Annotated in this window: 26 protein-coding genes and 1 pseudogene; 18 read left to right on the top strand and 9 right to left on the bottom strand. The window is 71.4% G+C overall.

The annotated features are described in order from the left end of the window. Positions 1–89: 89 nt before the first annotated feature. Positions 90–533, bottom strand: coding sequence for a MarR family winged helix-turn-helix transcriptional regulator (locus OE229_RS02440; RefSeq protein ID WP_315973846.1), 444 nt, complete (start codon positions 531–533; stop codon positions 90–92). Positions 534–707: 174 nt separating this feature from the next. Between OE229_RS02440 and OE229_RS02435 the strand changes: the two genes are divergently transcribed. From OE229_RS02435 to OE229_RS02420, 4 genes are all read left to right on the top strand, one after another. Then, on the top strand, positions 708–1,361 hold the full coding sequence (locus OE229_RS02435) for a COG1361 family protein (RefSeq protein WP_182064495.1): 654 nt from the start codon (positions 708–710) through the stop codon (positions 1,359–1,361). A gap of 196 nt (positions 1,362–1,557) precedes the next feature. Then, a complete protein-coding gene (locus OE229_RS02430) occupies positions 1,558–2,442 on the top strand; it encodes a S26 family signal peptidase (protein ID WP_262139580.1) in 885 nt (294 codons plus the stop codon). Next, positions 2,439–3,290 (top strand): LamG domain-containing protein, encoded by an 852-nt coding sequence (locus OE229_RS02425; protein WP_209132492.1) that lies wholly within the window; start codon positions 2,439–2,441, stop codon positions 3,288–3,290. Before OE229_RS02430 ends, OE229_RS02425 begins: the two co-directional genes overlap by 4 nt. A gap of 230 nt (positions 3,291–3,520) precedes the next feature. Beyond that, complete coding sequence (locus OE229_RS02420) at positions 3,521–4,090, top strand: manganese efflux pump MntP (RefSeq protein WP_209132490.1); 570 nt, start codon at positions 3,521–3,523, stop codon at positions 4,088–4,090. Positions 4,091–4,172: 82 nt separating this feature from the next. Here OE229_RS02420 and OE229_RS02415 read toward each other — a convergent pair whose 3' ends face one another. Then, entirely contained in the window at positions 4,173–4,505 is a 333-nt protein-coding gene (locus tag OE229_RS02415; RefSeq protein ID WP_182064491.1) for a DUF4190 domain-containing protein, read from the bottom strand. Positions 4,506–4,592: 87 nt separating this feature from the next. Between OE229_RS02415 and OE229_RS02410 the strand changes: the two genes are divergently transcribed. From OE229_RS02410 to OE229_RS02370, 8 genes and pseudogenes are all read left to right on the top strand, one after another. Beyond that, positions 4,593–4,949, top strand: coding sequence for a hypothetical protein (locus OE229_RS02410; RefSeq protein WP_262139576.1), 357 nt, complete (start codon positions 4,593–4,595; stop codon positions 4,947–4,949). 112 nt (positions 4,950–5,061) lie between these two features. After that, positions 5,062–5,784: an SDR family NAD(P)-dependent oxidoreductase gene (locus tag OE229_RS02405; RefSeq protein WP_262139575.1), complete on the top strand. Its 723-nt coding sequence runs from the start codon at positions 5,062–5,064 to the stop codon at positions 5,782–5,784. Positions 5,785–5,880: 96 nt separating this feature from the next. Then, positions 5,881–6,573 carry a DUF6766 family protein gene (locus tag OE229_RS02400; protein ID WP_263344974.1) on the top strand — a complete coding sequence of 231 codons (693 nt, stop codon included), beginning with the start codon at positions 5,881–5,883 and terminating at the stop codon, positions 6,571–6,573. Between the two features lie 129 nt (positions 6,574–6,702). Next, complete coding sequence (locus OE229_RS02395) at positions 6,703–8,046, top strand: sensor histidine kinase (RefSeq protein ID WP_262139572.1); 1,344 nt, start codon at positions 6,703–6,705, stop codon at positions 8,044–8,046. Continuing rightward, positions 8,043–8,687 (top strand): response regulator transcription factor, encoded by a 645-nt coding sequence (locus OE229_RS02390; RefSeq protein ID WP_027466877.1) that lies wholly within the window; start codon positions 8,043–8,045, stop codon positions 8,685–8,687. The genes OE229_RS02395 and OE229_RS02390 overlap by 4 nt, the downstream gene beginning before the upstream one ends. Positions 8,688–8,821: 134 nt before the next feature. Next, positions 8,822–8,950: a LacI family DNA-binding transcriptional regulator gene (locus OE229_RS02385; protein ID WP_263344971.1), complete on the top strand. Its 129-nt coding sequence runs from the start codon at positions 8,822–8,824 to the stop codon at positions 8,948–8,950. After that, positions 8,950–9,860: pseudogene (locus OE229_RS18095) on the top strand (LacI family DNA-binding transcriptional regulator). Before OE229_RS02385 ends, OE229_RS18095 begins: the two are co-directional and overlap by 1 nt. 180 nt (positions 9,861–10,040) lie before the next feature. Beyond that, entirely contained in the window at positions 10,041–10,214 is a 174-nt protein-coding gene (locus OE229_RS02370) for a hypothetical protein (RefSeq protein WP_262139569.1), read from the top strand. Between the two features lie 58 nt (positions 10,215–10,272). Here the strand turns inward: OE229_RS02370 and OE229_RS02365 are convergent, their stop codons facing one another. Next, positions 10,273–10,668 carry a MerR family transcriptional regulator gene (locus OE229_RS02365; RefSeq protein ID WP_262139567.1) on the bottom strand — a complete coding sequence of 132 codons (396 nt, stop codon included), beginning with the start codon at positions 10,666–10,668 and terminating at the stop codon, positions 10,273–10,275. 95 nt (positions 10,669–10,763) lie between these two features. Between OE229_RS02365 and OE229_RS02360 the strand changes: the two genes are divergently transcribed. Both OE229_RS02360 and OE229_RS02355 read left to right on the top strand, forming a co-directional pair. Further along, positions 10,764–11,465, top strand: coding sequence for an SDR family oxidoreductase (locus tag OE229_RS02360; protein WP_262139566.1), 702 nt, complete (start codon positions 10,764–10,766; stop codon positions 11,463–11,465). A gap of 121 nt (positions 11,466–11,586) precedes the next feature. After that, a complete protein-coding gene (locus OE229_RS02355; protein ID WP_262139565.1) occupies positions 11,587–12,573 on the top strand; it encodes a matrixin family metalloprotease in 987 nt (328 codons plus the stop codon). 75 nt (positions 12,574–12,648) lie between these two features. On the opposite strand, the gene OE229_RS02350 is transcribed toward OE229_RS02355, so the two are convergent. Then, complete coding sequence (locus OE229_RS02350; RefSeq protein WP_209132469.1) at positions 12,649–13,299, bottom strand: SDR family oxidoreductase; 651 nt, start codon at positions 13,297–13,299, stop codon at positions 12,649–12,651. 125 nt (positions 13,300–13,424) lie between these two features. Here OE229_RS02350 and OE229_RS02345 point away from each other — a divergent pair, with 125 nt between their 5' ends. Beyond that, positions 13,425–13,910 carry a DUF4126 family protein gene (locus OE229_RS02345; RefSeq protein WP_209132466.1) on the top strand — a complete coding sequence of 162 codons (486 nt, stop codon included), beginning with the start codon at positions 13,425–13,427 and terminating at the stop codon, positions 13,908–13,910. Between the two features lie 101 nt (positions 13,911–14,011). Next, positions 14,012–14,983 (top strand): NAD-dependent epimerase/dehydratase family protein, encoded by a 972-nt coding sequence (locus tag OE229_RS02340; RefSeq protein WP_262139563.1) that lies wholly within the window; start codon positions 14,012–14,014, stop codon positions 14,981–14,983. 9 nt (positions 14,984–14,992) lie between these two features. Here the strand turns inward: OE229_RS02340 and OE229_RS02335 are convergent, their stop codons facing one another. The 5 genes from OE229_RS02335 to OE229_RS02315 form a co-directional block, all read right to left on the bottom strand. Continuing rightward, the gene (locus OE229_RS02335; protein ID WP_262139561.1) at positions 14,993–16,186 is read right to left on the bottom strand and encodes an MFS transporter; all 1,194 of its coding nucleotides are present in this window, start codon (positions 16,184–16,186) and stop codon (positions 14,993–14,995) included. Beyond that, entirely contained in the window at positions 16,183–16,881 is a 699-nt protein-coding gene (locus OE229_RS02330) for a carboxymuconolactone decarboxylase family protein (protein WP_262139559.1), read from the bottom strand. The genes OE229_RS02335 and OE229_RS02330 overlap by 4 nt, the downstream gene beginning before the upstream one ends. 60 nt (positions 16,882–16,941) lie before the next feature. Further along, positions 16,942–17,145, bottom strand: coding sequence for a hypothetical protein (locus tag OE229_RS02325; RefSeq protein ID WP_182064482.1), 204 nt, complete (start codon positions 17,143–17,145; stop codon positions 16,942–16,944). Between the two features lie 67 nt (positions 17,146–17,212). Next, entirely contained in the window at positions 17,213–18,091 is an 879-nt protein-coding gene (locus OE229_RS02320; protein ID WP_259578750.1) for a helix-turn-helix transcriptional regulator, read from the bottom strand. A gap of 55 nt (positions 18,092–18,146) precedes the next feature. Continuing rightward, a complete protein-coding gene (locus tag OE229_RS02315) occupies positions 18,147–19,307 on the bottom strand; it encodes a PQQ-dependent sugar dehydrogenase (protein WP_262139558.1) in 1,161 nt (386 codons plus the stop codon). Between the two features lie 110 nt (positions 19,308–19,417). Here OE229_RS02315 and OE229_RS02310 point away from each other — a divergent pair, with 110 nt between their 5' ends. Together OE229_RS02310 and OE229_RS02305 are read left to right on the top strand one after the other, a co-directional pair. After that, positions 19,418–19,816: a (R)-mandelonitrile lyase gene (locus OE229_RS02310; protein WP_262139556.1), complete on the top strand. Its 399-nt coding sequence runs from the start codon at positions 19,418–19,420 to the stop codon at positions 19,814–19,816. Continuing rightward, positions 19,813–20,484 (top strand): SDR family NAD(P)-dependent oxidoreductase, encoded by a 672-nt coding sequence (locus OE229_RS02305; RefSeq protein ID WP_027466861.1) that lies wholly within the window; start codon positions 19,813–19,815, stop codon positions 20,482–20,484. Before OE229_RS02310 ends, OE229_RS02305 begins: the two co-directional genes overlap by 4 nt. Positions 20,485–20,553: the final 69 nt, after the last annotated feature.

Here is a 20,553-nt window from a genome sequence, read left to right as displayed (position 1 = left end):
ACGCGCGATCCGCACCGGGTAGACGCGCGATCCACACCGGGTAGACGCGCGATCCACACCAGCTCGACGCGCGGTCCACACCAGGGAGATCAGGAGGTAGCGGCAGCCTGCTCGTACAGACTCGTCGCCAGGTCGTTGAGCACCTCGTGCAGTTCGCCCTTGTGTGCCCCGTCGACGGCCCGCAGCATCGCTGCGTACCGCTCCTGGTAGTCCGACACGACGACATCGCCCGGGGGCAGCAGCCGCAGCAGCGAGCCTCGGCGATCGGCCGGGTTCGGCGCGCGCTCGAGCAGGCCGGCGGTGCTCATCCGGTCGATCATGTTCGTCACCGCGCCCGAGGTCAGCCCCAGGTACCCGGCGACCTCGGTCGGCGTGGAGTACCCGGTGTCGCTGATGAGCACCAGGGCTCGGAGGGCGTTCTCGTGCACGCCCGCGCGAGCGCTGAGCTGACTCACCAGGCTCGCGTTCGCACGCACGACGGCGTCGAACGCGGCCATGAGATCGGCCGCGTCGTCGTTGCGTGCTGCTGCCACGGAGTCTTCCTTCTTGTCGGTTCTCGGGGGGACAAGTGCGTCCCCCGTACTGGGGCAAGTATACGAGTGGCCAACTTGATCAACCACTGACTATCTTATCCATTGAAGCAAAACAGCCCGAACGTCTTGCTCCCCCCGATCTCCTGCAACCACCACCGAACGAAGAGGTACCCCGTGTCCACCAAGCTCCGCACCTCCGCACTGAAGCGGATCCGCTTCGCCCCCGTGGCCCTCCTCGCGGGTATCTTCGCCGCCGTCCTGCTCTCCCTCTCCCTCACCGGCACCCTCTCCGGGTTCGCCGCGAGCATCACCAACAGCAGCAACACCGCCGGCAGCGGCACGCTGATCATGCAGGAGCAGAACGCCGGCGCGACCGTCACCTGCCTCAGCACCGACGGCGGCTCGGTCTCGACGAACTCGGCGACCTGCTCGACGATCAACAAGTTCGGCGGCAGCACGACGATGACCCCGGGCAACACGGTCAACACCGCGATCTCGATCAAGAACACCGGCACCGCGAACGCCAGCACCTTCACGCTCAACCCGGGCGCGACGTGCACCCAGTCCGCGAACGGCTCGGCCAACGGCACCGCGACCGACCTCTGCGCCAAGATGAACCTCGTCATCACCTCCGGCTCCACCACCGTGTTCAGCGGCACCCTCGCCAGCTTCAAGGGTGCGGCGGCGTCGGCCTTCACGATGCCGCAGGCCCCGGCCGCCGGTGCAAGCGTCCCGTTCAACTTCGCGGTGACCCTCGACTCCTCGGCCGGCAACACCTACCAGGGCCTCGCCGCCTCGGTCCCGATGACCTGGACCTTCACGGCCTGATCCGACCCCCATCACCCCTCCCCCAGACCGGCGACGCTCGGCCGACCCCCCTCCGGCCGAGCGTCGCCACCCCAGCACGACCAGCAAGACCAGCAGGACCAGCTCGACCAGCAAGACCAGCAGGACCAGCCCGACCAGCAAGACCAGCAAGACCAGCCCCACCAACGCCCCACCCCGACCTCCCGGAGCAGCGCCCATGAGCCAGACCGCAGCGATCCCGCTCAGCGGCATGCTCGACCGCCCGGTCCTCCGCGGCCGTCAGGTCACCCGCTCCGAGACGGTCCTCGCCTGGTCGGTCGCCGCGATCGCCGCGGTGCTCCTCGCCGCCGCGGTCCTGTTCCTCTCCGCCGGCGGCCGCTGGTTCGTCGTCGAGACGCCTTCGATGGGCGAAGCCGCCCCCGTCGGCACCCTCGTGCTCGACCTGCCGGTGGACGTCGCCACGCTCAGTGTCGGCGACATCGTCTCGTTCGAGACCTCCGCCAACCCGGACGTCGTCTACACGCACCGCATCGTCTCGATCGACACGGACGGCGGGATCCACACCCGCGGTGACGTCAACGGCGCGACGGACCCGTGGACGCTCACCCAGGCCGACGTGATCGGCACCCCCGCGCTCCTGGTCCCGCGCATCGGCTGGCTGCTCCGTGCCGCCCCGATCCTGCTCATCGGCACGCTGATCATCCTGACCCTGACCAGCGCGTTCACCGACCGGGTGACCCGCACGTGCCTGCGGATCGCGGGCAGCGCCCTCACCGTCTCGTACGCGGCGTTCGTGTTTAAGCCGTTCGTCAACGTGACGACGATCACGAACACCTCGAGCCCGACGGGCGTCGAGGCCACCGTGATCTCGTCCGGGATCTTCCCGGTCCGTGTCGACGCCCACGGCGGCAACAGCATCCACCTGGTCGACGGCGAGATGGGCAAGGTCGTCATCCACGAGCTGACGAAGAACGGGCACTACCAGCTCATGTCGAACATCGACCTCGATCCCCTGGGTTGGGTCGCCCTGATCGCCGTGTGCCTCGTGCCGCTCGTGGCGTGCCTGGCGGTCGGCCGCGTCGAGGCGGTGCGCCCCTCGTGATCCGCCGCCTGCGCGACGGTCGCGTCGTCGCCGTCCTCCTCGTGGTCGCCCTGGCCGTCGTCGTCCTGCTGAACCAGTTCGCACCGACCCGCTCGGCGTACACCGCACGCGTGACCAACAGCGCGAACACGGCCGCGACCGCCCCGTACTTCACGTGCACGGGTGCCGTCGGCGCGGACACCGCGAACGCCCTGTTCGCCTACCGCCTGACCGAGGCTTCTGGATCGAAGACGGCCACCGACTGGTCGGGTCGTGGCGCGAACGGCACCTACCAGGGCGCGATGACCGCGACCACGCCGAGCCCGAACGCCTGCCCGCGCGACAGCGGGAGCGCCTACGCGCTCAACGGGTCCACGAGCTACGTCTCCACCCCGCGCTCGTACGCCAACCCCACGACCTTCAGCGAGGAGGTCTGGTTCCGCACCACGGTCGCCGGCGGCATGCTCATCGGCTTCGGCAGCAGCCAGACCGGCGCGTCGGGGCAGCACGACCGGAAGCTCTACCTCACCACCACGGGGCAGCTCTCGTTCGGTTCCTACAACGGCACCACGCAGGTCATCACCTCGCCGACGGCCCTCAACGACGGCGCGTGGCACCACGCGGTGTCGACGATGTCGCCGACGAACGGCATGCGCCTGTACGTCGACGGCAAGCTCGTCGCGTCGAACGCGGCCTTCACGAGCCCCGAGAACTTCACCGGGTACTTCCGTGTCGGCTACGACGTCGTCAGCGGCTGGCCGGGTTCCACGAACAACCCGTACTTCACCGGGTCGATGCGGTACGCCGCCGTGTACGGCACCGAACTGACGGCCAGTCAGGTGGCTGCGCACGCGGCCGCCGGTTCCTGACGCACTGACTGCCGGCCTGGAGGCGCATTGCGGCCCCGCCACGGGCCTCCCGTCCGTCCCCTGGTCACGTCGAGAACGTGGGCCGGGTTGGCGGACCGGGCCCACCAACCCGCGGATTCGGGGCGACGAATCCCGCTGATCAGGCCTTTTCGTCCCCTGGATCGTGCCAGGATCGTCAGGTCCTGAGACGTCGGAGTCTCCATCCGACCGTCTCGAAAGGCGCCGCTCCCATGTCGTTCTGGGCCCTCTTCCTCATCGCGCTCGGCGTCTCCGCGGACGCCTTCGCCGTCGCCCTCGGCAAGGGCCTGCACATGAAGCGCTTCGACGTGCGGCACGCGATCGCGATCGCGCTGACGTTCGGGGTGTTCCAGGCGGTGATGCCGTTGCTCGGCTGGCTGCTCGGGTCGGCGTTCGCGCAGTACATCGCGGCCTTCGACCACTGGGTCGCGTTCGCGCTGCTCGCGCTGATCGGCGGGAAGATGCTGTGGGAGGCGTTCTCGAAGCACGAGGACACCGAGCAGGACACCGATCGACTGCCGGTTCGCGAACTCCTCGTGCTGGCGGTCGCGACCAGCATCGATGCCCTGGCGGTGGGCGTCACCCTGGCGTTCCTGCCCGTGTCGATCGGCGGCGCGGTGCTGCTCATCGGGATCACGACCGCGGTGCTGTCGTTCGTCGGGGTCCTGGTCGGTCGCCGTGTCGGTGCCCGCTTCGGCAAGCCGGCGGAGATCGCGGGTGGCGTCGTCCTGATCCTGATCGGTCTGAACATCGTGCTGGAGCACACCGGCGTCATCGGCTGAGGCCGATGTCCGGGACGGACCCCGGACAGACCGGAGGCCCGTGGCGAGCTGCCACGGGCCTCCGGTGCGGTGCTGACGACGGTCAGTAGCCGCCGGTGCTGCCCGCCGGAGCGTTCGCGACGACGGAGACCACGAAGATGATCCAGATGATGCCGAACACGAGCGACAGGGCGCTGATGATGACGCCGGCGAGGGCCAGGCCGCGGCCGCGCTCCCCGGTCTTCTTGATCTGCGAGAGCGCGATGATGGACACCACGAGGCCGGCGATGTTCACCACGAAGGCCAGGACGAACCCGACGATCGCCATGACGTTGAAGCGGTCGGACGACGGCTGCATCGGAGCGCCGTAGGGCTGGCCGCCGGCGGCGTAGGGGTTCGGGTTCTGCTGGTTGTACTGGGGCGTGCCGTCACTCATGGCGCCGCGTCCTCTCTGATCGGGGAATGTCTACACAGGAAACGTACAGGACCAGCGGGCTGAACGGGGCGGTGGGATCATCGGGGCATGGGATGGCTGCGCCGACACCTGCTGCACGGCGGCCGGTACAGCGCGCGGGACCGACGTGACCAGCTCCGGCGGTACGTGGTCCGCGGCGACCGGCTCATCGCGTTCCTCAGCGAGCACGGCGATCCGCACGTGGTGCGGGTGCAGGAGCGTATGGACCATGCGCGTGGGCTGCTCGATCACGGATGGGACCGCGACGACCTGCTGACGGTCGCCGCGCCGGTCCGGGCACCGTGGTCGAGCGGCAAGGCGCGTGATGCGGGAGCGCCTGCTCCGGAGTACGCCGACCGGGCGGACGAGCTGATCGTGGGCCTGAACGCCGTGGCGCTCGAACTGCGGGCCGCCGCCGAGGTGTGACGGGGTTGTGAACAGCGGGGAGGTCCGTGGCGGGCACGCACCGTGCCTCCCGTCCGCTCGTTGCCGGTACACATGCCGGACCCGCCGCAGCCGCCGGGCGCATGATGGGCGGATGGCACGCATCCTCGTCACCGGATCCACCGACGGCCTCGGGCGGGGAACCGCCGACTCGCTGCTCCGTAGCGGACACGACGTCGTCGTCCACGCGCGCAACCGGGCTCGCGCCGAGGCGGTCGCCGACCTGGTGGAGCGCGGCGCCGAACTCGTCGTCGCCGACCTGGCGGACCGCGACGCCGTGATCGCCACCGCCCGGGAACTCGACGCCGGCACCCCGCTCGACGCCGTCGTGCACAACGCCGGCGTGATCTCGGGCCGTTCCCTGGTGCCCGTGAACGTCGTGGCGCCGTACCTGTTCACCGCGTTGCTGCGCTCGCCGGGGCGGCACGTGTACCTGAGCAGCGGGATGCACCGGGGCGGCCGTCCGCGCCTGGACACCGTCGACTGGACCGGCGCTTCGGAGACGAACTCGTACTCCGACACGAAGCTGTTCGTGACGGCACTCGCCGCCGAGGTGCCGCTCCGACGCCCGGGCGTGCTGAGCAACGCCGTCGACCCGGGCTGGGTGGCGACCAAGATGGGTGGGGCCGGCGCTCCGGACGACTTCGAGCTCGGACACCGCACGCAGGAGATGCTCGCGACCGACCCGGACCAAACCGCGACGGGTGGTTACTGGTTCCACGGGGAGCGGCAGGAGCCGCACCCGGCGGTCGCCGACCAGCGGTTCCGCACCGCACTGCTCGACGCGCTCGCGACGGCCACCGGCGTCACGCTCTGAGTCGCTGACGGACCGGCGCGACCGGTCGGGTGCTCCTGCGAAGGCGTTCGTGGCGACCGGACCAGGATGGGCTCGACACGACGAACGGAGGACCCGGTGACCCTCGGCCTGCACAACGGATCGAGTGGGTGGCAGCGTGTGCGACGGCACGGCCTGCTCCTCGCGAACGTCGCCGTCTTCGTCGTGTGCTTCGTCGGCATGGTGTTCGCCGGGTGGCGGGTGTCCACGGCGGACGCACTCCAGCACGGCGAGGCGGCCGTGTCGCTCTGGGGCTTCCTGACGAGCGGCGACTTCGCCGAGGCCACCTTCGAGAACTGGGAGAGCGAGTTCCTGCAGATGGGCGCGTACATCGTGTTCACGGTGTTCCTGTTCCAGAAGGGGTCGAGCGAGTCCGAGCCCCTGGACGAACAGAGCCCGCAGGACGAGGACCCCCGGGAGCACGCCGACGACCCGAAGGCCCCGTGGCCGGTGCGCCGGGGCGGGATCGTGCTCGTGCTGTACGAGAACTCCCTGCTGATCCTGTTCGCGGTGCTGTTCCTCGGCAGTGTCGTGGGGCACCTGATCGGTGGTGCGGCGGCCTACAACGAGGAGCGGCTCGAACACGGCGGCAATGTCGTCACGGCGTGGGGCTACCTGGGCACGAGCCAGTTCTGGTTCGAGTCGATGCAGAACTGGCAGTCGGAGTTCCTGGTCATCTCGGTGATGGTGATCGCCACCGTGTCCCTGCGGCAACGAGGGTCGAGCCAGTCGAAGCCCGTGGCCGCACCGACCGAGCAGACCGGGTCCTGACCGGAGCCTGCTGACGATGATCGCGGGGTTTCCCCACCGACGACGGGGGGCAGCACCGGTGTGCGGGCGGACCCCCGCGGCGAGGCTGGTGTCGGGCAATAAGCTCGTCACCGACACGAAGAGGTCCGCATGTACACCGCCGTCGCCACCCCGGGCGCACCCACCACCGTCCCCCGGTTCCGACCGTTCCGAGCCGTCGCCGACGGCAGCACCTGGCGGGCCTTCGCGTTCCACGCCGCGCACCTGCCGATCGCGATCGCTGCGCTGGCCTGGTTCGTCGTGGTGCCGGCCGTCGGCATCCCGGTGTCGCTGACCTGGGTCGGCCTGGTCGTCGCCGCGTTCCTGCTCGGTGGGTCGCACTGGTTCGCCGCGGTCACCCGCCGGATGTCCGCCGCGCTGCTCGGGCAGGTCGTCGTCGCCCCGGCACCGCCCCGTGCAGGTTCGACGCCGCTCGGCACCGCGTTCGCCCGACTGTCGGACGGCCCCACCTGGCGGGCGTTCGCGTACCTGCTCGCGGGGTTCGTGCTGACCACCACCACGTTCGCCGTCTCGACCGCTGTGCTCGTGAGCGGTCTGGGCGCGATGACCCACGCGGCGTGGGGGCACTTCCTGCCGGCGCAGCGGGGCGCGGACGGCGAGCTCCACAGCGGTGCGCAGTTCCTCGGCGTGTACGTCGACACCCCGCCGCTGCAGGTCGCGTTCGCGGTGCTCGGCCTGCTCATCGTGCTGTTCCTCTGGCCCGCGGTGAACCACGGGCTCGCGGCACTGCAGCGTGTGGTCATCCGCGCTCTGCTCGGGGCCACCGCCCGCGACCTGCGGCTCCGCCAGGTCACGGCCTCGCGCGACGCCGCCGTGCTCGACGCCGACACCACCCTGCGCCGCATCGAGCGGGAGCTGCACGACGGCACCCAGGCCCGGCTCGTCGGCCTGGCGATGACCCTGGGCGACGCCCGCGACCGCCTGCAGACCGGCGCCGACCCGGATGCGGTCACCGCGCTGGTCGACCGGGCACACGCGTCGACGAAAGAAGCGCTGGTCGAGCTCCGCGCCCTGGCCCGCGGCATCCACCCGCCCGTCCTCGACGAGGGGCTCGAGGCCGCGCTGACCTCGGCGTGCTCCCGGACCCCGTTCCCCGTCGCGCTGTCGGTGGACCTGCCCGTCCGGCCGTCCCGCGTTGTCGAGGGGATCGCGTACTTCGGGGTGCTCGAGCTGCTGACGAACGTGTCGAAGCACGCCGGAGCCTCGGCCACCGCCGTCCGGGTCGGCATGCTCGGCACCGACCTGCTCGTCGAGGTCGAGGACGACGGCCACGGCGGGGCCCACGTCGCGCTCGGCACCCCCGACGGTCACGGCACCGGCCTGGCCGGGGTGCTCGAACGGCTGCGCGCCGTGGACGGCGACCTGCAGGTGGACAGCCCCGCCGGCGGCCCGACCCGCATCCGGATGCGCATGCCGAGCGGAGCCGAACGGTGAGGATCGTCGTCGCCGACGACAACACGATCGTGCGCGAGGGGCTGACGTCCCTGCTGCGCGGTCGCGGGCACGAGGTCGTGCCGGTGTCGGACGGCGACGCCGCGGTGGCCGCCGTCGCGCACGGTGCGGTCGACGTCGTGGTGATGGACATCCGGATGCCGCCGACCCACACCGACGAGGGCGTCCGCGCGGCCGTGCGGGTGAAGGACGTCCGGCCCGACGTCGGGGTGCTCCTGTTCTCGCAGTACGCCGAGGCGCAGTGGGCGCGGGCGCTGCTCGACGTCGCCACCGTCGGTGTCGGGTACCTGCTCAAGGACCAGGTCGCCGAGGTCGGCACCTTCATCGACTCGCTGCACCAGGTCGCCGCGGGCAACGTCGTGCTCGACCCCGAGGTGGCGGCCGCACTGGTCCAGGCGCCGCGCGCCACGAGCGGCCCGCTCGACTCGCTCACCGCCCGCGAGACCGACGTGCTGCGCCTGATGGCCGAGGGCCGGTCCAACGCCGCGATCGCGGACACGCTGTTCCTGTCCGGCGGGACCGTCGAGAAGCACGTCACCGCGGTCTTCACCAAGCTCGGGCTCGAGGCGACGCCGAACGAGAACCGGCGGGTGCTCGCGGTCCTGCGGTTCCTGGCGGACTGAGCGGGGCCCTGGACGGGCGACCGACCGGACGGGAGGCCCGTGGCGGGCCCGCCACGGGCCTCCCGTCCGGTCCGGACCACGCGGGTGCGGTAGGTTCCTGCCGAACGTAGTCCGCACGTGAGAGGGGGCGCCCGATGGCGCAGGGGCACCGCTCTCCGCCCACGATGAGCGACGTCGCCGCCGTGGCGGGTGTCTCGAAGAAGACCGTCTCGAACGTGCTGTCCGGCTACGAACACGTCTCGTCCGCACGCGCGACCGCGTGATGGCCGCCGTCGACGAGCTCGGCTACGAGCTCAACGTCTCGGCCCGGAACTTCCGCGCCGGACGCTCCAAGGTGCTCGGGCTCGCGGTGCCGGAACTGCGGCAGGCGTACTTCGCCGAACTCGCCGACGCCGTCATCCGCGCTGCCGGAGCCGTGGGCTACACGGTGCTGATCGAGCAGACCGCGAGCGGCGTGCGCGAGGCGGACGCGATCACCCGGATGCGCGAGCACTCCATCGACGGCATCATCTACAGCCCGCTCACCGTCCGGCCGAGCGACGCCGCCGCGCTCGAGGTGAAGTTCCCCCTGGTCGTGCTCGGTGAGCCGATCCCGGACGCCCCCGTGCCGTTCATCGCCATGTCGAACGCGGACGCGCTGCGGGACGCGACCGCCCACCTGCTCGACGCCGGCCGCCGGTCGATCGCGTTCATCGGCTCCGACCCGTCCGGCCCCGTGCGTACGGCGCAGGAGCGACTGGGGGCTACCGCGAGGCGCTCGACGACCACGGCATGCCGTTCGCACCCGAGCGGGTGGTGCCGACCGCGCTGTGGCACCGGGCCGAGGGGGCGGCGGCTGCACGGCAGCTCCTCGACGCCGGGGTGCCGGTCGACGGGATCGTCTGCTGCAACGACGCGCTGGCGCTCGGGGCGATGAGTGCCCTGCAGCTCGCGGGCCGGACCGTGCCGGACGACGTCGCGGTCGTCGGGTTCGACGACATCGAGGAGTCGGCGTACTCGACCCCGGCGCTGACGACGGTGTCGGCCGACCTGGACCGCGTCGCGGCGATGGCGGTCGGCGTGCTCGTCGCCCAGCTCGAGGAGGGCGCCCCGGCGGCACCGGTGGTGCTGCGCTCGCCCCACGCACTCGTCGTCCGGGCGTCGTCCGGACCGTTGCGTTCGGTCCCCGCCTGACCCGGTGACGACGGGCCCCCACGACCCCTTGACCGGGCGGTCGAGCACCGGCTACTGTCCACATTTACACCGGTGTAAATACGGCATGGACGAGGTCCGCACACCGACGTGCCGGACGGATGGCAGGTTTTCGATGAAGAAGCACATTGGTGGCCGCTGTTCGACATGTACGAGTGGACCGTGCGGCACACGGACGCCCCACGCCAGGAGCACCTGCTCACGATGGGCCTCTTCGACCTCGTCGAGGACGGCGCCGGCGGCCTCGACCGTCGCCGCAACCCGGTCGCCGACGCGTTCGCCGCGCACACGCGACAGGAACGGGCCGTGGCAGCGGCCCTGTCCGCGACCACCTGACGGTCGGGAGGCCCGTGGCGCACCCGCCACGGGCCTCCAGTCCGTCCCGGTGTCCGTCTCAGGCCGCGACCGGCTCCGCAGGTCGGTCACGCAGCGCCGGGCAGTGCTCGGCGGTCGGGTGCTCGGTGATCGCGATGACCTGGTCGAGCCGCCCCCGGACCGCCTGGAGTTCGGCCAGCTGCGCGGTGATCCGGTCTCGCTCGGCGATGAGCAGCGCGAACGATTCCGGCGTCGACTCCCCACGATCGACGCAGGGCAGCAGCTGCACGATCGTGCGGCTCGCCAGCCCGGCGGCGAACAGCTGCTGCACGAGCTGGACCCGCTCGACGGCTGCGTCCGCGTAGACCCGCTGCCCGCTCGCGGTGCGCGACGCGGTGAGCAGCCCCTGCTCCTCGTAGTACCGCAGCGAGCGGACGCTGACGCCGGTCTCCGCCGCGAGGTCTCCGATGCGCACGTGTGCTCCGATCCGGGCTTGCCCCTGACATGGATGTGAGGTCTTAGCGTAGCCGAGCCGCTGCGGGAGACACCCGCGTGGCAGGAGGAGACACCATGGACATCGCTGGATCGGTCGCACTCGTCACCGGCTCGAACCGGGGCATCGGACGCCGCTTCGCCCTGGAGCTGCTGGAGCGCGGGGCGTCGAAGGTCTACGCGACCGCACGCCGCCCCGAACTCGTCGACGTCGAGGGTGTCGTCGCGCTGCCCCTCGACATCACCGACCAGGCCTCGGTCGACGCGGTGGCCGCCGCCGCGGGCGACGTCACCCTGCTCGTGAACAACGCCGGCATCTCGACGCAGGGATCCCTGGTGACCGACGACCTGGCCATCGTCCGGAAGGCCATGGACACGCACTTCTGGGGCAGCCTGTCGATGATCCGCGCCTTCGCACCGGTGATCGAGCGGAACGGCGGCGGCGCGATCGTCAACGTGCTGTCGGCCCTGTCGTGGTTCGCGGCGCCCGGTGCGGGTGGCTACGCCGCGGCGAAGGCGGCCGAGTGGAACATGACGAACGCCGTCCGCCTGGAGCTCGCCGATCGGGGCATCAGCGTGCAGGGGCTCCACCTCGGCGCGGCCGACACCGACATGATGGGCGACTACGACGGCCCGAAGATGGACCCGACGGACGTGGCCCGTGCGGCACTCGACGGTGTGGAGCGCGGCGCGGCCGAGGTGCTGGTCGACGACTGGAGCCGGATGGTGAAGGCGTCGCTCGCCGATGCACCGGAGCGCTTCTCCGCGCAGTTCGCCTGAGCGTCGCCCCTGACTGGGGGCGTGTCCCCGCAGCGCAGTCCTGGACCCGGTGCGGGGTCATCGGCGAGCATGGACCCCGATCAGGAGCGGGGGGCACGTGGCCTGCCGCTGGAAGGGAACCATGCGTCCTGTCAGGAACGCGCTGAGCACCGGGGCGATCGTCGCGATCCTCGCCGGTCTCACCATCACCGCAGCACCCGCCCAGGCGGCGACCCCGGGGGCCGGCACGAGCTGCGCCCCCGGGACCCTGTCGGTGCAGACGCTCGAGAGCGGCTGCACGGCGACCTCCGGCACGGTCGTGACGCCCGACGGCCGCACCTTCGCGCTCCCCGCGCCGGGTGAGAGCGTCATGGCGAGCAGCTCGGCCGCCCCCGGGGCGCCCGAGCTCGCCGACGTCCTCATCGCGAACAACGGCTCCGCCGGTGTCGCCGTCCGCGTCGACGAGGCCTGGACCGGTTCGGCCCCCGCCGTCCAGCAGGAACGTGCGCAGAGCCAGGCCGCGACGGCACAGGCAGCCCCCGCCGCGACGACCGCTGCGACCACGAAGTGCACGAGCACGGCGTACGAGGCGTCCGGCTACACCTGGCTGAGCACGGTCAAGTGGTACTACAACCAGACCGACCAGAAGTCCTCGTACGCCAAGGACGCCCTGCGCAAGGCGGCGAACACCTGGAACGGCACGATCTCGGCGTGTGACCGCACCGTCACGTCGACGGCGAAGAACGACTACCTGCGTCTCGCGACCCAGAAGCCCAACCTCACCGACCAGGGCGGCTGCTCGCGGAACAACGGCTACAACGTGATGGGCTGGGGCAAGCTCCCGACCGGAACCCTCGGCGTGACGTGCGTCTGGTTCGACGGCAACGGCAACGCTCGTGAGGCCGACCAGCGCTACGCCACCGGCTTCAAGTGGAGTTCGACGGCCACCTGCTCGGGCGCGCGCTTCGACACCCAGGTCGTCGCCACGCACGAGTGGGGCCACCTGTACGGCCTCGACCACGTCGCCACCGGCACCGGCCAGGTCATGGAGCCGTCCGGTGGCTACTGCGAGCTCGAGGGCCGCACGCTCGGCCGTGGGGACATGACGGGCATCTCGACGCTCTACTGACGCAGCGACGGGGTCGCAGCGGGATGACCGCTGCGACCCCGTTCGTCTGTGGGGCTGCGGGTCTGTCGGCCCAGGTCAGACGGCGTCGGCGCGCAGGAACTCCGCCACCGGGGTCGACCCCGTGTTGAACCGGAAGGTGTTGCCGGCCGTGCCGGGGTTCTCGACCGCGTCGGCGACCACGTGCGCCACGTCACCACGCGGCACCTGCGTCGACGAGCCGTCCCAGTCGACGGAGCCGGTCGGCTCGTCGTCCGTCAGGGTGCTCGGGGCGACGATCGTCCACTGCAGCCCCGAGTCGCGGAGCACAGCGTCGGCGATCATCTTCGACTGCGCGTACGCGAAGAAGTCCTGGTCCTGCGGGATCCCGTGGTCGAGCTGCGAGCCGGACCACGACACCATCACGTACCGGTCGACGCCGGCCTGCTTCGCCCCCTGGATCGACAGCACCGCGGCGTCACGGTCGATGGCCCAGGTCCGGTCGACGGACCCGCCACCGGCACCGGCCGACCACACCACGGCGTCGTGCCCGCGGACGAGTTCGGCGAAGTCGTTCAGGGACTGCTGCTGGATGTCCGCGACCTGCGGTTCGCCGCCGTGCGCCCGGATCTCGTCGGACTGGTCGGCGTTCCGGATGACGGACGTGACCGTGTGTCCGCGCTCGGACAGGATGCGGGTGGCGAGGAGTGCGACCTTGCCGTGGCCGCCGAGGACGATGACGTTGCTCATGCGCCGGACGCTACTCGGGTCGGCTCCGTGCCCAGGGAACGTCGGACGTCGGATCGTCGCCCGCGATGCTCGGAACACCCGAGGTCACCGTGCGTACCGTCAGGGGCAACACGACAGGAGTCACGATGAGCAAGCAGCACGAGCAGCACACCCTGGTCCGCACCCTGGTCCTCGGCATCATGAGCGGTGGCCGGAGCGCCACCCCGCTCGCCGTCCTCGCACTGAACCACGACCGGTCCTCGCTGAAGGGTTCGTGGCAGCAGTGGAAGGTCTTCAGCACCCCGGTCGGGCGCGGGCTGCTCGTGGCGTCCGCCGTCGGTGAGCTCATCGGCGACAAGCTGCCGAAGACCCCGAACCGCATCGCCCCCTCCGCGCTGCTCGGACGTGTCGCGTCCGGTGCCCTCGCCGGTGCCGCCCTCGGCACCACCGGCAAGCGCGACCTGCGCATCGAGGGAGCGATCCTCGGTGGCGTCGGTGCCCTCGTCGGCAGCTTCGTCGGCTGGGGTGCGCGCAAGGCCCTCGGGGGCGCGGGCCTGCCCGACCCGGTCGTCGCGCTCGCCGAGGACGCCGCGACCATCGCCGGCTCCGTGCAGGTCATCACCGCCGACTGAGCGTGCCGCGGGCTCGCTTCGTGAGCAGGAACGGTCGGGTCGCACCGCCGCACTCGACCATTCCTGCTCACGATCTGCACGCCTCGGCCTACGGTGGCCCCATGCACATCGTCGTCATCGGAGCCACCGGCCACATCGGCTCGTTCCTCGTCCCCCGTCTCGTCCGCTCGGGTCACCGGGTCGTCGCCGTCACGCGCGGCACGAGCAGCCCGTACGCCGACGCCCCGGAGTGGCAGCAGGTCGAGCGGATCACCGCCGACCGCGAGCAGGAGGACCGCGACGGCACCTTCGGCAGCCGCATCGCCGCGCTCGGTGCCGACGCCGTTGTCGACCTGGTCTGCTTCACCGAGTCCTCCGCCGCGGCGCTGGTCGACGCGCTCCGCGGCACCGGCACGCACCTGGTGCACTGCGGCTCGATCTGGCGGGCCGGCGTCTCGCACGTGCTGCCGATCACCGAGCAGAACGCGACCGCGCCGTTCGGTGACTACGGCGTCCAGAAGGACGCCATCGCCCGGATGCTCAAGGAAGAAACCGCGTCAGGAGGTTTGGTCACGACGTCGCTGCACCCCGGTCACATCAGCGGTCCGGGCTGGACGCCGATCGGTCCGCTCGGCAACCTCGACACCTCGGTGCTGACGAAGCTGTCCGCCGGCGAACCGCTCGAGGTCCCCGGTCTCGGCGCCGAGACGATGGCCCACGTGCACGCCGACGACGTCGCGCAGGCGTTCCAGCTCGCGGTCGAGCACCGCGAAGCGGCAGCGGGCGAGGACTTCTTCGTCACGGCTCCGACAGCGCTCACCGCACGCGGGTACGCCCACCTGGCAGCGTCGTGGTTCGGCCAGGAGGCCCGGCTCGACCCCGTCACGTGGGACCGGTTCCGCGAGACCACGGCTCCAGAGCACGCTGACGCCAGCTGGGAGCACCTGTCCCGCAGCCAGGTCTTCAGCACCGAGAAGGCGAGTCGTCTGCTCGGCTACGCACCGGCGTTCACCGCAGAAGAGACCGTGCTGGACGCCGTGCGCTGGCTCGTCGACCACGGTGACCTCGAGGTCGCGAACGCCCTGCTCCGCTGATCCCCGCGGTCAGGCCCGCTCCGGCTCGACCACGAGCCCTCGGTTCCGGTGCACGACCCAGACCGTCGCGGCGAACCCGGCCAGCACCGCGGCGCCGATCGTGACCGCCGTCCAGCCCCCGGCGTTCCACAGGACCGACGCCAGCGCGGAGCCGATCGCCCCACCGATGAAGTTCGAGGTGACGAAGGCGGTGTTGAGCCGGCTCCGCGCGGCAGGGTCGACCGAGAAGAGCCGGGTCTGGTTGAGCACGTTCGCGGCCTGCACGGCGACGTCGAGCAGCAGCACGGCGAGCAGCACCACGACGATCGAGCGCGCACCGATCCCGGCGACGACCAGGGAGACGAGCAGGAGCACGATCGCTCCCCCGGTGACCGGGACCGACAGCCCGCGGTCGTGCAGCCGCCCGACGCGCTGCGCCGCGACCGCGCCCGCGAGCCCCACCAGGCCGACCAGCCCGATGCTGCTGGTGGAGAAGTCGTAGGGGTCGCTGCTCAGCAGGAACGTCAGTGCGGTCCAGAACATCGTGAACACGGCGAACACCGACGAGCTGATCACCAGCGTGACCTGGACGGTCCGGTGCGTCCGGACGGCACGGAACACCGAGCGGATGAGCTGTGGGTACGCCACCCCGCCGCGGGCCTCGAGCTCCGGGACGGCCCGCCGCAGCAGCACGGCGAGGACGACCGCGACGACGGCGGCGAGCGCGTAGATCGCGCGCCACCCGAACGCGTCCGCGACCAGACCGCTGATCGTCCGCGATACCAGGATGCCGGTGAGCACCCCGGACGCGATCGTGCCGATCACGCGTCCGCGCTGCGCGGGGTCGGCGAGGTCCCCGGCCAGCGGGATGAGGAGCTGCCCGGCGACCGTGGTGATCCCGACCAGCGCCAGGGCGACCAGGAGCGTCGCGAAGGTCGGTGCGATCGCGGCGAGCAGCAGCGCGACGGCGGAGGCGACGAGCACCCAGGGGATCAGGCGCCGGCGGTCGAGGACGTCCCCGAGCGGCACGACGAGCAGGATGCCGACGGCGTAGCCGACCTGGGTCAGGGTGACGAGCAGCCCGGCGAGCGACGCCGAGGTGCCGAGCGACGATGCGATGTCGTCGAGCAGCGGTTGTGACCAGTACAGGTTGCCGACCGCTGCTCCCCCGGCGACGGCGAACAGCAGGGTCCGGCCGGTCGACATCGAGTGGTCCGTGGTCATGCTGCGGGTGCTCCCTCGTCCACGGTGGCCAGGGCGTTCAACGTGCGCGGGTAGCCGATGAGCGGGACGAGCACGGTCAGGACGTCCAGCATCTGCTGGCGGGTGTTCCCGACGTTCAGGTTGCCCGCCACGTGCCCCTGCACCTGGGCGTCTGCACCGCCGAGCGCCGCGAGCAGCGCGAAGGTCAGGAGTTCACGGGTGGGCAGCGACAGCCCGTCACGGCCGACGGTGTCCCCGAAGCAGTTGCCGGACAGGAACCGCTGGAAGTGCACGGCGTCCGCCGGGGCGTTCTCGTACATCGCGTCGACGCGGTCCGCACCGACGACGGAGCCCTGCACCGCTCGGCCGCGCTCGAGTCGGTCCGCCGGGGTCGTGGTCGACTGCCCGGGCAACGGCAGGGTGACCCCGCGGGCGACCAGCACGGCGTTGGCGATCGCGAGGAAGTCGCCGACGCGTGCGGACCCGACGTAGGCCACCGCCTGGTACACGACCTCCTTCGCCTCGGTGGGTGACAGCGGGCCGTCGAGGGCCGCTTCCAGCAGGTCACGGAACGCCGTCGGTGCCCCGGCCGCGATCGTCGCACCGAGCTGGACGACCGCGCGGTCGTGCTCGCTGAGTGATGCGTTCCGCAGGGTCTCGTCCACGAAGTCGGCGTGGTACCGGGTGAACTCGGGGTCGGTGTCGGCGAACGTCATGTCCTCGACGCTAGGGCCGACCGCGGAACCGTGACAGGTGCTGTCCTCACCCCTCAGCCGTCACCGACGCCGGAACAGCTCCCCGAGGTGCCACGGCCCGGGCGCGAGCCGGACGGCCGCCTCGGCTCGGACCCGGTCCTCGAGTTCGCGGTCACGGGTGAGCTCGTGGATCTCCTGCTCGGCGCGCAGCCGGAACCGCAGGCGCTGCAGGCGACCGGGCGGGCTCGCGGGGGCGGCGGTCCGCAGGGGTTCGATGTCGTTCATGCGCTGATCGCACCCTTCGTTCTGGTGACTGTGGACACCCGGCACGGCGTGCGACACGGCCACCGCATCAGGCGAGCTGGCGCGCCCGCTCCGCGATGCCCTCGGTCGCCGCCCACGAGGCCAGCACCCGCAGGGCGTCGGCCGTCGGACTGCCCGGCGTCGCCGGGTAGATGGTGAGGGCGAGCCCCGGGTCCTCGGCGAGTTCGAGCGTCTGGAAGTGCAGTTCGAGCGGCCCCACGACGCTGTGCCGGAACGACTTCACGCCGGCGTAGTGGCGTCGGACGTCGTGCGCTGCCCAGAGCTCGCGGAAGTCGTCGCTCCGCATCGACAGCTCGCCGATCAGCGCGGCGAGGTCCTTGTCGTTCGGCGTCCGGCCCGCTTCGCGGCGCAGGATCGCGACGTTCGTGTGCGCGGCCCGCTGCCAGTCCTGGTAGAAGTTCCGTGCCTGCGGGTCGAGGAAGATGAAGCGCGAGAAGTTCATCGGCCGCGCGGGTGCCGCGACCAGGTCCGAGTGCATCGCGAAGCCGAGCGCGTTCGCGGCGACGATGTCCTGCCGGTTGTTGATGATCATCGCCGGGGCGTCCGTGACGACGTCGAGCAGGTACTGCAGCTCGGGCCGGACGGCAGCGACGGGCACGACACGACCGGCGCGACGCGGGGTCTCGTTCTGGTGCTGCGACAGGTCGCGCAGGTGCTCCTGCTCGGCGGGGTCGAGCTGCAGGGCCCGGCCGATGGCGTCGAGCACGCTGTCCGACACCCCCTGCAGGTTGCCGCGCTCGAGCCGCGTGTAGTAATCGATGCTGACGCCGGCCAGGCGTGCGACCTCTTCGCGACGCAGCCCGCTGACGCGGCGGCGCGTGCCGAAGGTCTCGACACCGGCCTGCTCGGGGGTGATGCGTGCGCGACGGCTGGAGAGGAAGTCGCGCGCTTCGTCGCGGTGGTTCATGCCGTCACGGTACTTCGCCCTGTTCGGCACGAGCGAGGGGCTGCGGGAACCCCTCTCACGTGCGCGTGAACGGGACGGAGACGATCCGGTCGTCCCCGCTCGACGGCGTCCCGCGGCCGTCGGTGTTGTTCGTGACGAACCAGAGCGTGTCCGACGGGCCCTCGAGCACCGTGCGGATGCGACCGAAGTCACCGGCGAAGTACTCGGTCGCCGTGCCGGGGTCGTCCGCGGGGACCGCCCGGAGCACCTCGCCCCGCAGGTTCGCGACGAACACCGTGTCGTCGACGACGGCGAGGCCGCTCGGGGACGCCTCGTCGGTGGACCACTGTTGCACCGGGTCGACGAACCCCTGGTCCTCGCCGCCGGTGCCCTCGACCTCGGGCCAGCCGTAGTTCGACCCGGGCTCGATCACGTTGAGCTCGTCGTTCGTGTCCTCGCCGAACTCGGACGCGAACATCGTGCCGTCCGACGACCACCCCATGCCCTGCACGTTGCGGTGCCCGAGGCTCCACACCGGCGAGCCGTCGATCGGGTTGTCGGCGGGGACGTCGCCGTCCGGGGTGAGCCGCAGGATCTTGCCCGCGAGCGAGTCCTCGTCCTGTGCGTCCGTGCTCGCGCCGGCGTCCCCGACGCTCGCGTAGAGCATGTCGTCGGGTCCGAACGCGATCCGGCCGCCGTCGTGGAACGTGTTCTTCGGCAGACCGTCGATGATCGTCGTCGCCTCGCCGAGTCCCCATGATCCGGCGCTCCCCGTCAGCTCGTACCGCTGGATCCGGTTGCCGTCGCCGGCCGTGGAGTAGACGAACAGGTCGTCGTCGTGCAGCGCGAGCCCGAGCAGGCCGCCCTCGCCGCCGTGGCTGACCCCCTCGACGGTGCCGACCCGACGGGTGGTGCCGTCGGACCGCAGCTCGAGCACCCGGGCCGAGTCGCGCTCGCTGACCAGCGCGTCGCCGTCGTCACCCGTCAGGACCACCGACCAGGGGGCCTCCAGGCCGGTGACCACGTCGGTGGTGTCGCCGTCGAGTGCCACCTGACCGGCCGACAGGTCGGCTGGCGCGGTCGCACGCGCGGACGGCGAACCGCCGCCCCGGTCGGATCCGTCCTGCTCGGTTCCGTCACCGCTCGTGCAGGCGGTGAGGGCCAGTGCGGCGACGGCGGCGAGGCCTGCCACCGACCAGAGGCGGCGGCTGCGGGGCGTTCCGACGGGTGTGTCCACGATGATCCTCCCGGGGTCGTGGGTCGATCACACACGCTGCGTTCGGGAAACCCCTGAGGGGGTCTGTCGGCACCTCCCGACGGCGCGCACGGCGGCCTACCGTCGTCGACATGCAGATCGAACCGAAGCAGCCGACCGTCAAGAACCCGCCCGAGCAGTTCACCGGCGACGTGTACCTCGACGCCATCGCCTCGCCGAAGGAGCCCGGTCAGACGATGGCCGTCGCCAAGGTCCGGTTCCTGCCCGGCGCCCGCACCGCGTGGCACGCACACGCCAAGGGTCAGACCCTGCACGTCACCGAGGGCGTCGCGCGGATGGGCACCCGGGACGGCCGCGTCATCGAGGTGCAGGCTGGACAGACCGTCTACACGCCGGCCGGTGAGGAACACTGGCACGGCGCGACCCCCACCGACTACATGGAACACCTCGCGATGCTCGAGGCCGCCGACGACCCGGCGACGACCACCACCTGGCTCGAGCACGTGAGCGACGAGGAGTACACCGCATGACCACCATCGCCATCGTCGGGGCCGGCAAGGGCCTCGGCCTCGCCGTCGCCGAGCGCTTCGCCCGTGAGGGCTTCGCCGTCGCCCTGATCTCCCGCAACCAGGACCGCCTGGACGGCCTCGCCGCGGAACTGCGTGAGCGCGGCCACACCGCAGCCGGGTTCGCCGCGAACGTCCGTGACGGGGACTCCCTGCGCACCGCACTCGAGCGCGCCACCGAGCAGCTCGGCCCCATCGAGGTGCTGCAGTACAGCCCGCTCCCCGCCAAGGAGTACATGCGCCCGGTGCTCGAGACGACCGCGGACGACCTGGTCGGCCCGATCGAGTTCTCGGTCTACGGCTCGGTCAACGCCGTCCGCCAGGTGCTGCCCGGCATGCGTGCGATCGGCCACGGCACGATCCTGTTCGTCAACGGCGGCAGCGCGGTCCGACCGGGCGCCCGGGTCACCGGCACGTCGGTCGCCTTCGCGGCCGAGAGCGCCTACGCGCAGCTGCTGCACGACGCCGTCCGCGACGAGGACGTCCACGTCGGCCAGCTCATCATCCCCTTCGGCATCGACGACGGGCAGCCCGAGCACTCCGGGGAGTCCATCGCCGACCGCCTGTGGGCGATCCACACGGAGCGCGGCGACTTCCGCACCTACGCGGAGGCGCTGCCCGAGCTCGCGTGAGCGGCATCGAGTGAGCAGAAGGCGACGGGTCCGGAGACGCGACCCGTCGCCTTCTGCGCACTCCCTGAC

The organism is Curtobacterium poinsettiae (assembly GCF_025677645.1).
Taxonomy (GTDB): Bacteria; Actinomycetota; Actinomycetes; order Actinomycetales; family Microbacteriaceae; genus Curtobacterium; species Curtobacterium poinsettiae_A.
Note: the sequence above shows the minus strand (reverse complement) of the source record. Positions and strands in the feature narration are given on the sequence as shown.

What these genes read in the sequence shown, in the direction of transcription:
- OE229_RS02430 (WP_262139580.1), top strand. Translation starts at nt 1,558, where the DNA reads ATGAGCCAGACCGCAGCGATCCCGCTCAGCGGCATGCTCGACCGCCCG.
- OE229_RS02420 (WP_209132490.1), top strand. Translation starts at nt 3,521, where the DNA reads ATGTCGTTCTGGGCCCTCTTCCTCATCGCGCTCGGCGTCTCCGCGGAC.
- OE229_RS02415 (WP_182064491.1), bottom strand. Translation starts at nt 4,505, where the DNA reads ATGAGTGACGGCACGCCCCAGTACAACCAGCAGAACCCGAACCCCTAC.
- OE229_RS02410 (WP_262139576.1), top strand. Translation starts at nt 4,593, where the DNA reads ATGGGATGGCTGCGCCGACACCTGCTGCACGGCGGCCGGTACAGCGCG.
- OE229_RS02405 (WP_262139575.1), top strand. Translation starts at nt 5,062, where the DNA reads ATGGCACGCATCCTCGTCACCGGATCCACCGACGGCCTCGGGCGGGGA.
- OE229_RS02395 (WP_262139572.1), top strand. Translation starts at nt 6,703, where the DNA reads ATGTACACCGCCGTCGCCACCCCGGGCGCACCCACCACCGTCCCCCGG.
- OE229_RS02385 (WP_263344971.1), top strand. Translation starts at nt 8,822, where the DNA reads ATGGCGCAGGGGCACCGCTCTCCGCCCACGATGAGCGACGTCGCCGCC.
- OE229_RS02360 (WP_262139566.1), top strand. Translation starts at nt 10,764, where the DNA reads ATGGACATCGCTGGATCGGTCGCACTCGTCACCGGCTCGAACCGGGGC.
- OE229_RS02355 (WP_262139565.1), top strand. Translation starts at nt 11,587, where the DNA reads ATGCGTCCTGTCAGGAACGCGCTGAGCACCGGGGCGATCGTCGCGATC.
- OE229_RS02350 (WP_209132469.1), bottom strand. Translation starts at nt 13,299, where the DNA reads ATGAGCAACGTCATCGTCCTCGGCGGCCACGGCAAGGTCGCACTCCTC.
- OE229_RS02345 (WP_209132466.1), top strand. Translation starts at nt 13,425, where the DNA reads ATGAGCAAGCAGCACGAGCAGCACACCCTGGTCCGCACCCTGGTCCTC.
- OE229_RS02340 (WP_262139563.1), top strand. Translation starts at nt 14,012, where the DNA reads ATGCACATCGTCGTCATCGGAGCCACCGGCCACATCGGCTCGTTCCTC.
- OE229_RS02335 (WP_262139561.1), bottom strand. Translation starts at nt 16,186, where the DNA reads ATGACCACGGACCACTCGATGTCGACCGGCCGGACCCTGCTGTTCGCC.
- OE229_RS02330 (WP_262139559.1), bottom strand. Translation starts at nt 16,881, where the DNA reads ATGACGTTCGCCGACACCGACCCCGAGTTCACCCGGTACCACGCCGAC.
- OE229_RS02325 (WP_182064482.1), bottom strand. Translation starts at nt 17,145, where the DNA reads ATGAACGACATCGAACCCCTGCGGACCGCCGCCCCCGCGAGCCCGCCC.
- OE229_RS02320 (WP_259578750.1), bottom strand. Translation starts at nt 18,091, where the DNA reads ATGAACCACCGCGACGAAGCGCGCGACTTCCTCTCCAGCCGTCGCGCA.
- OE229_RS02310 (WP_262139556.1), top strand. Translation starts at nt 19,418, where the DNA reads ATGCAGATCGAACCGAAGCAGCCGACCGTCAAGAACCCGCCCGAGCAG.
- OE229_RS02305 (WP_027466861.1), top strand. Translation starts at nt 19,813, where the DNA reads ATGACCACCATCGCCATCGTCGGGGCCGGCAAGGGCCTCGGCCTCGCC.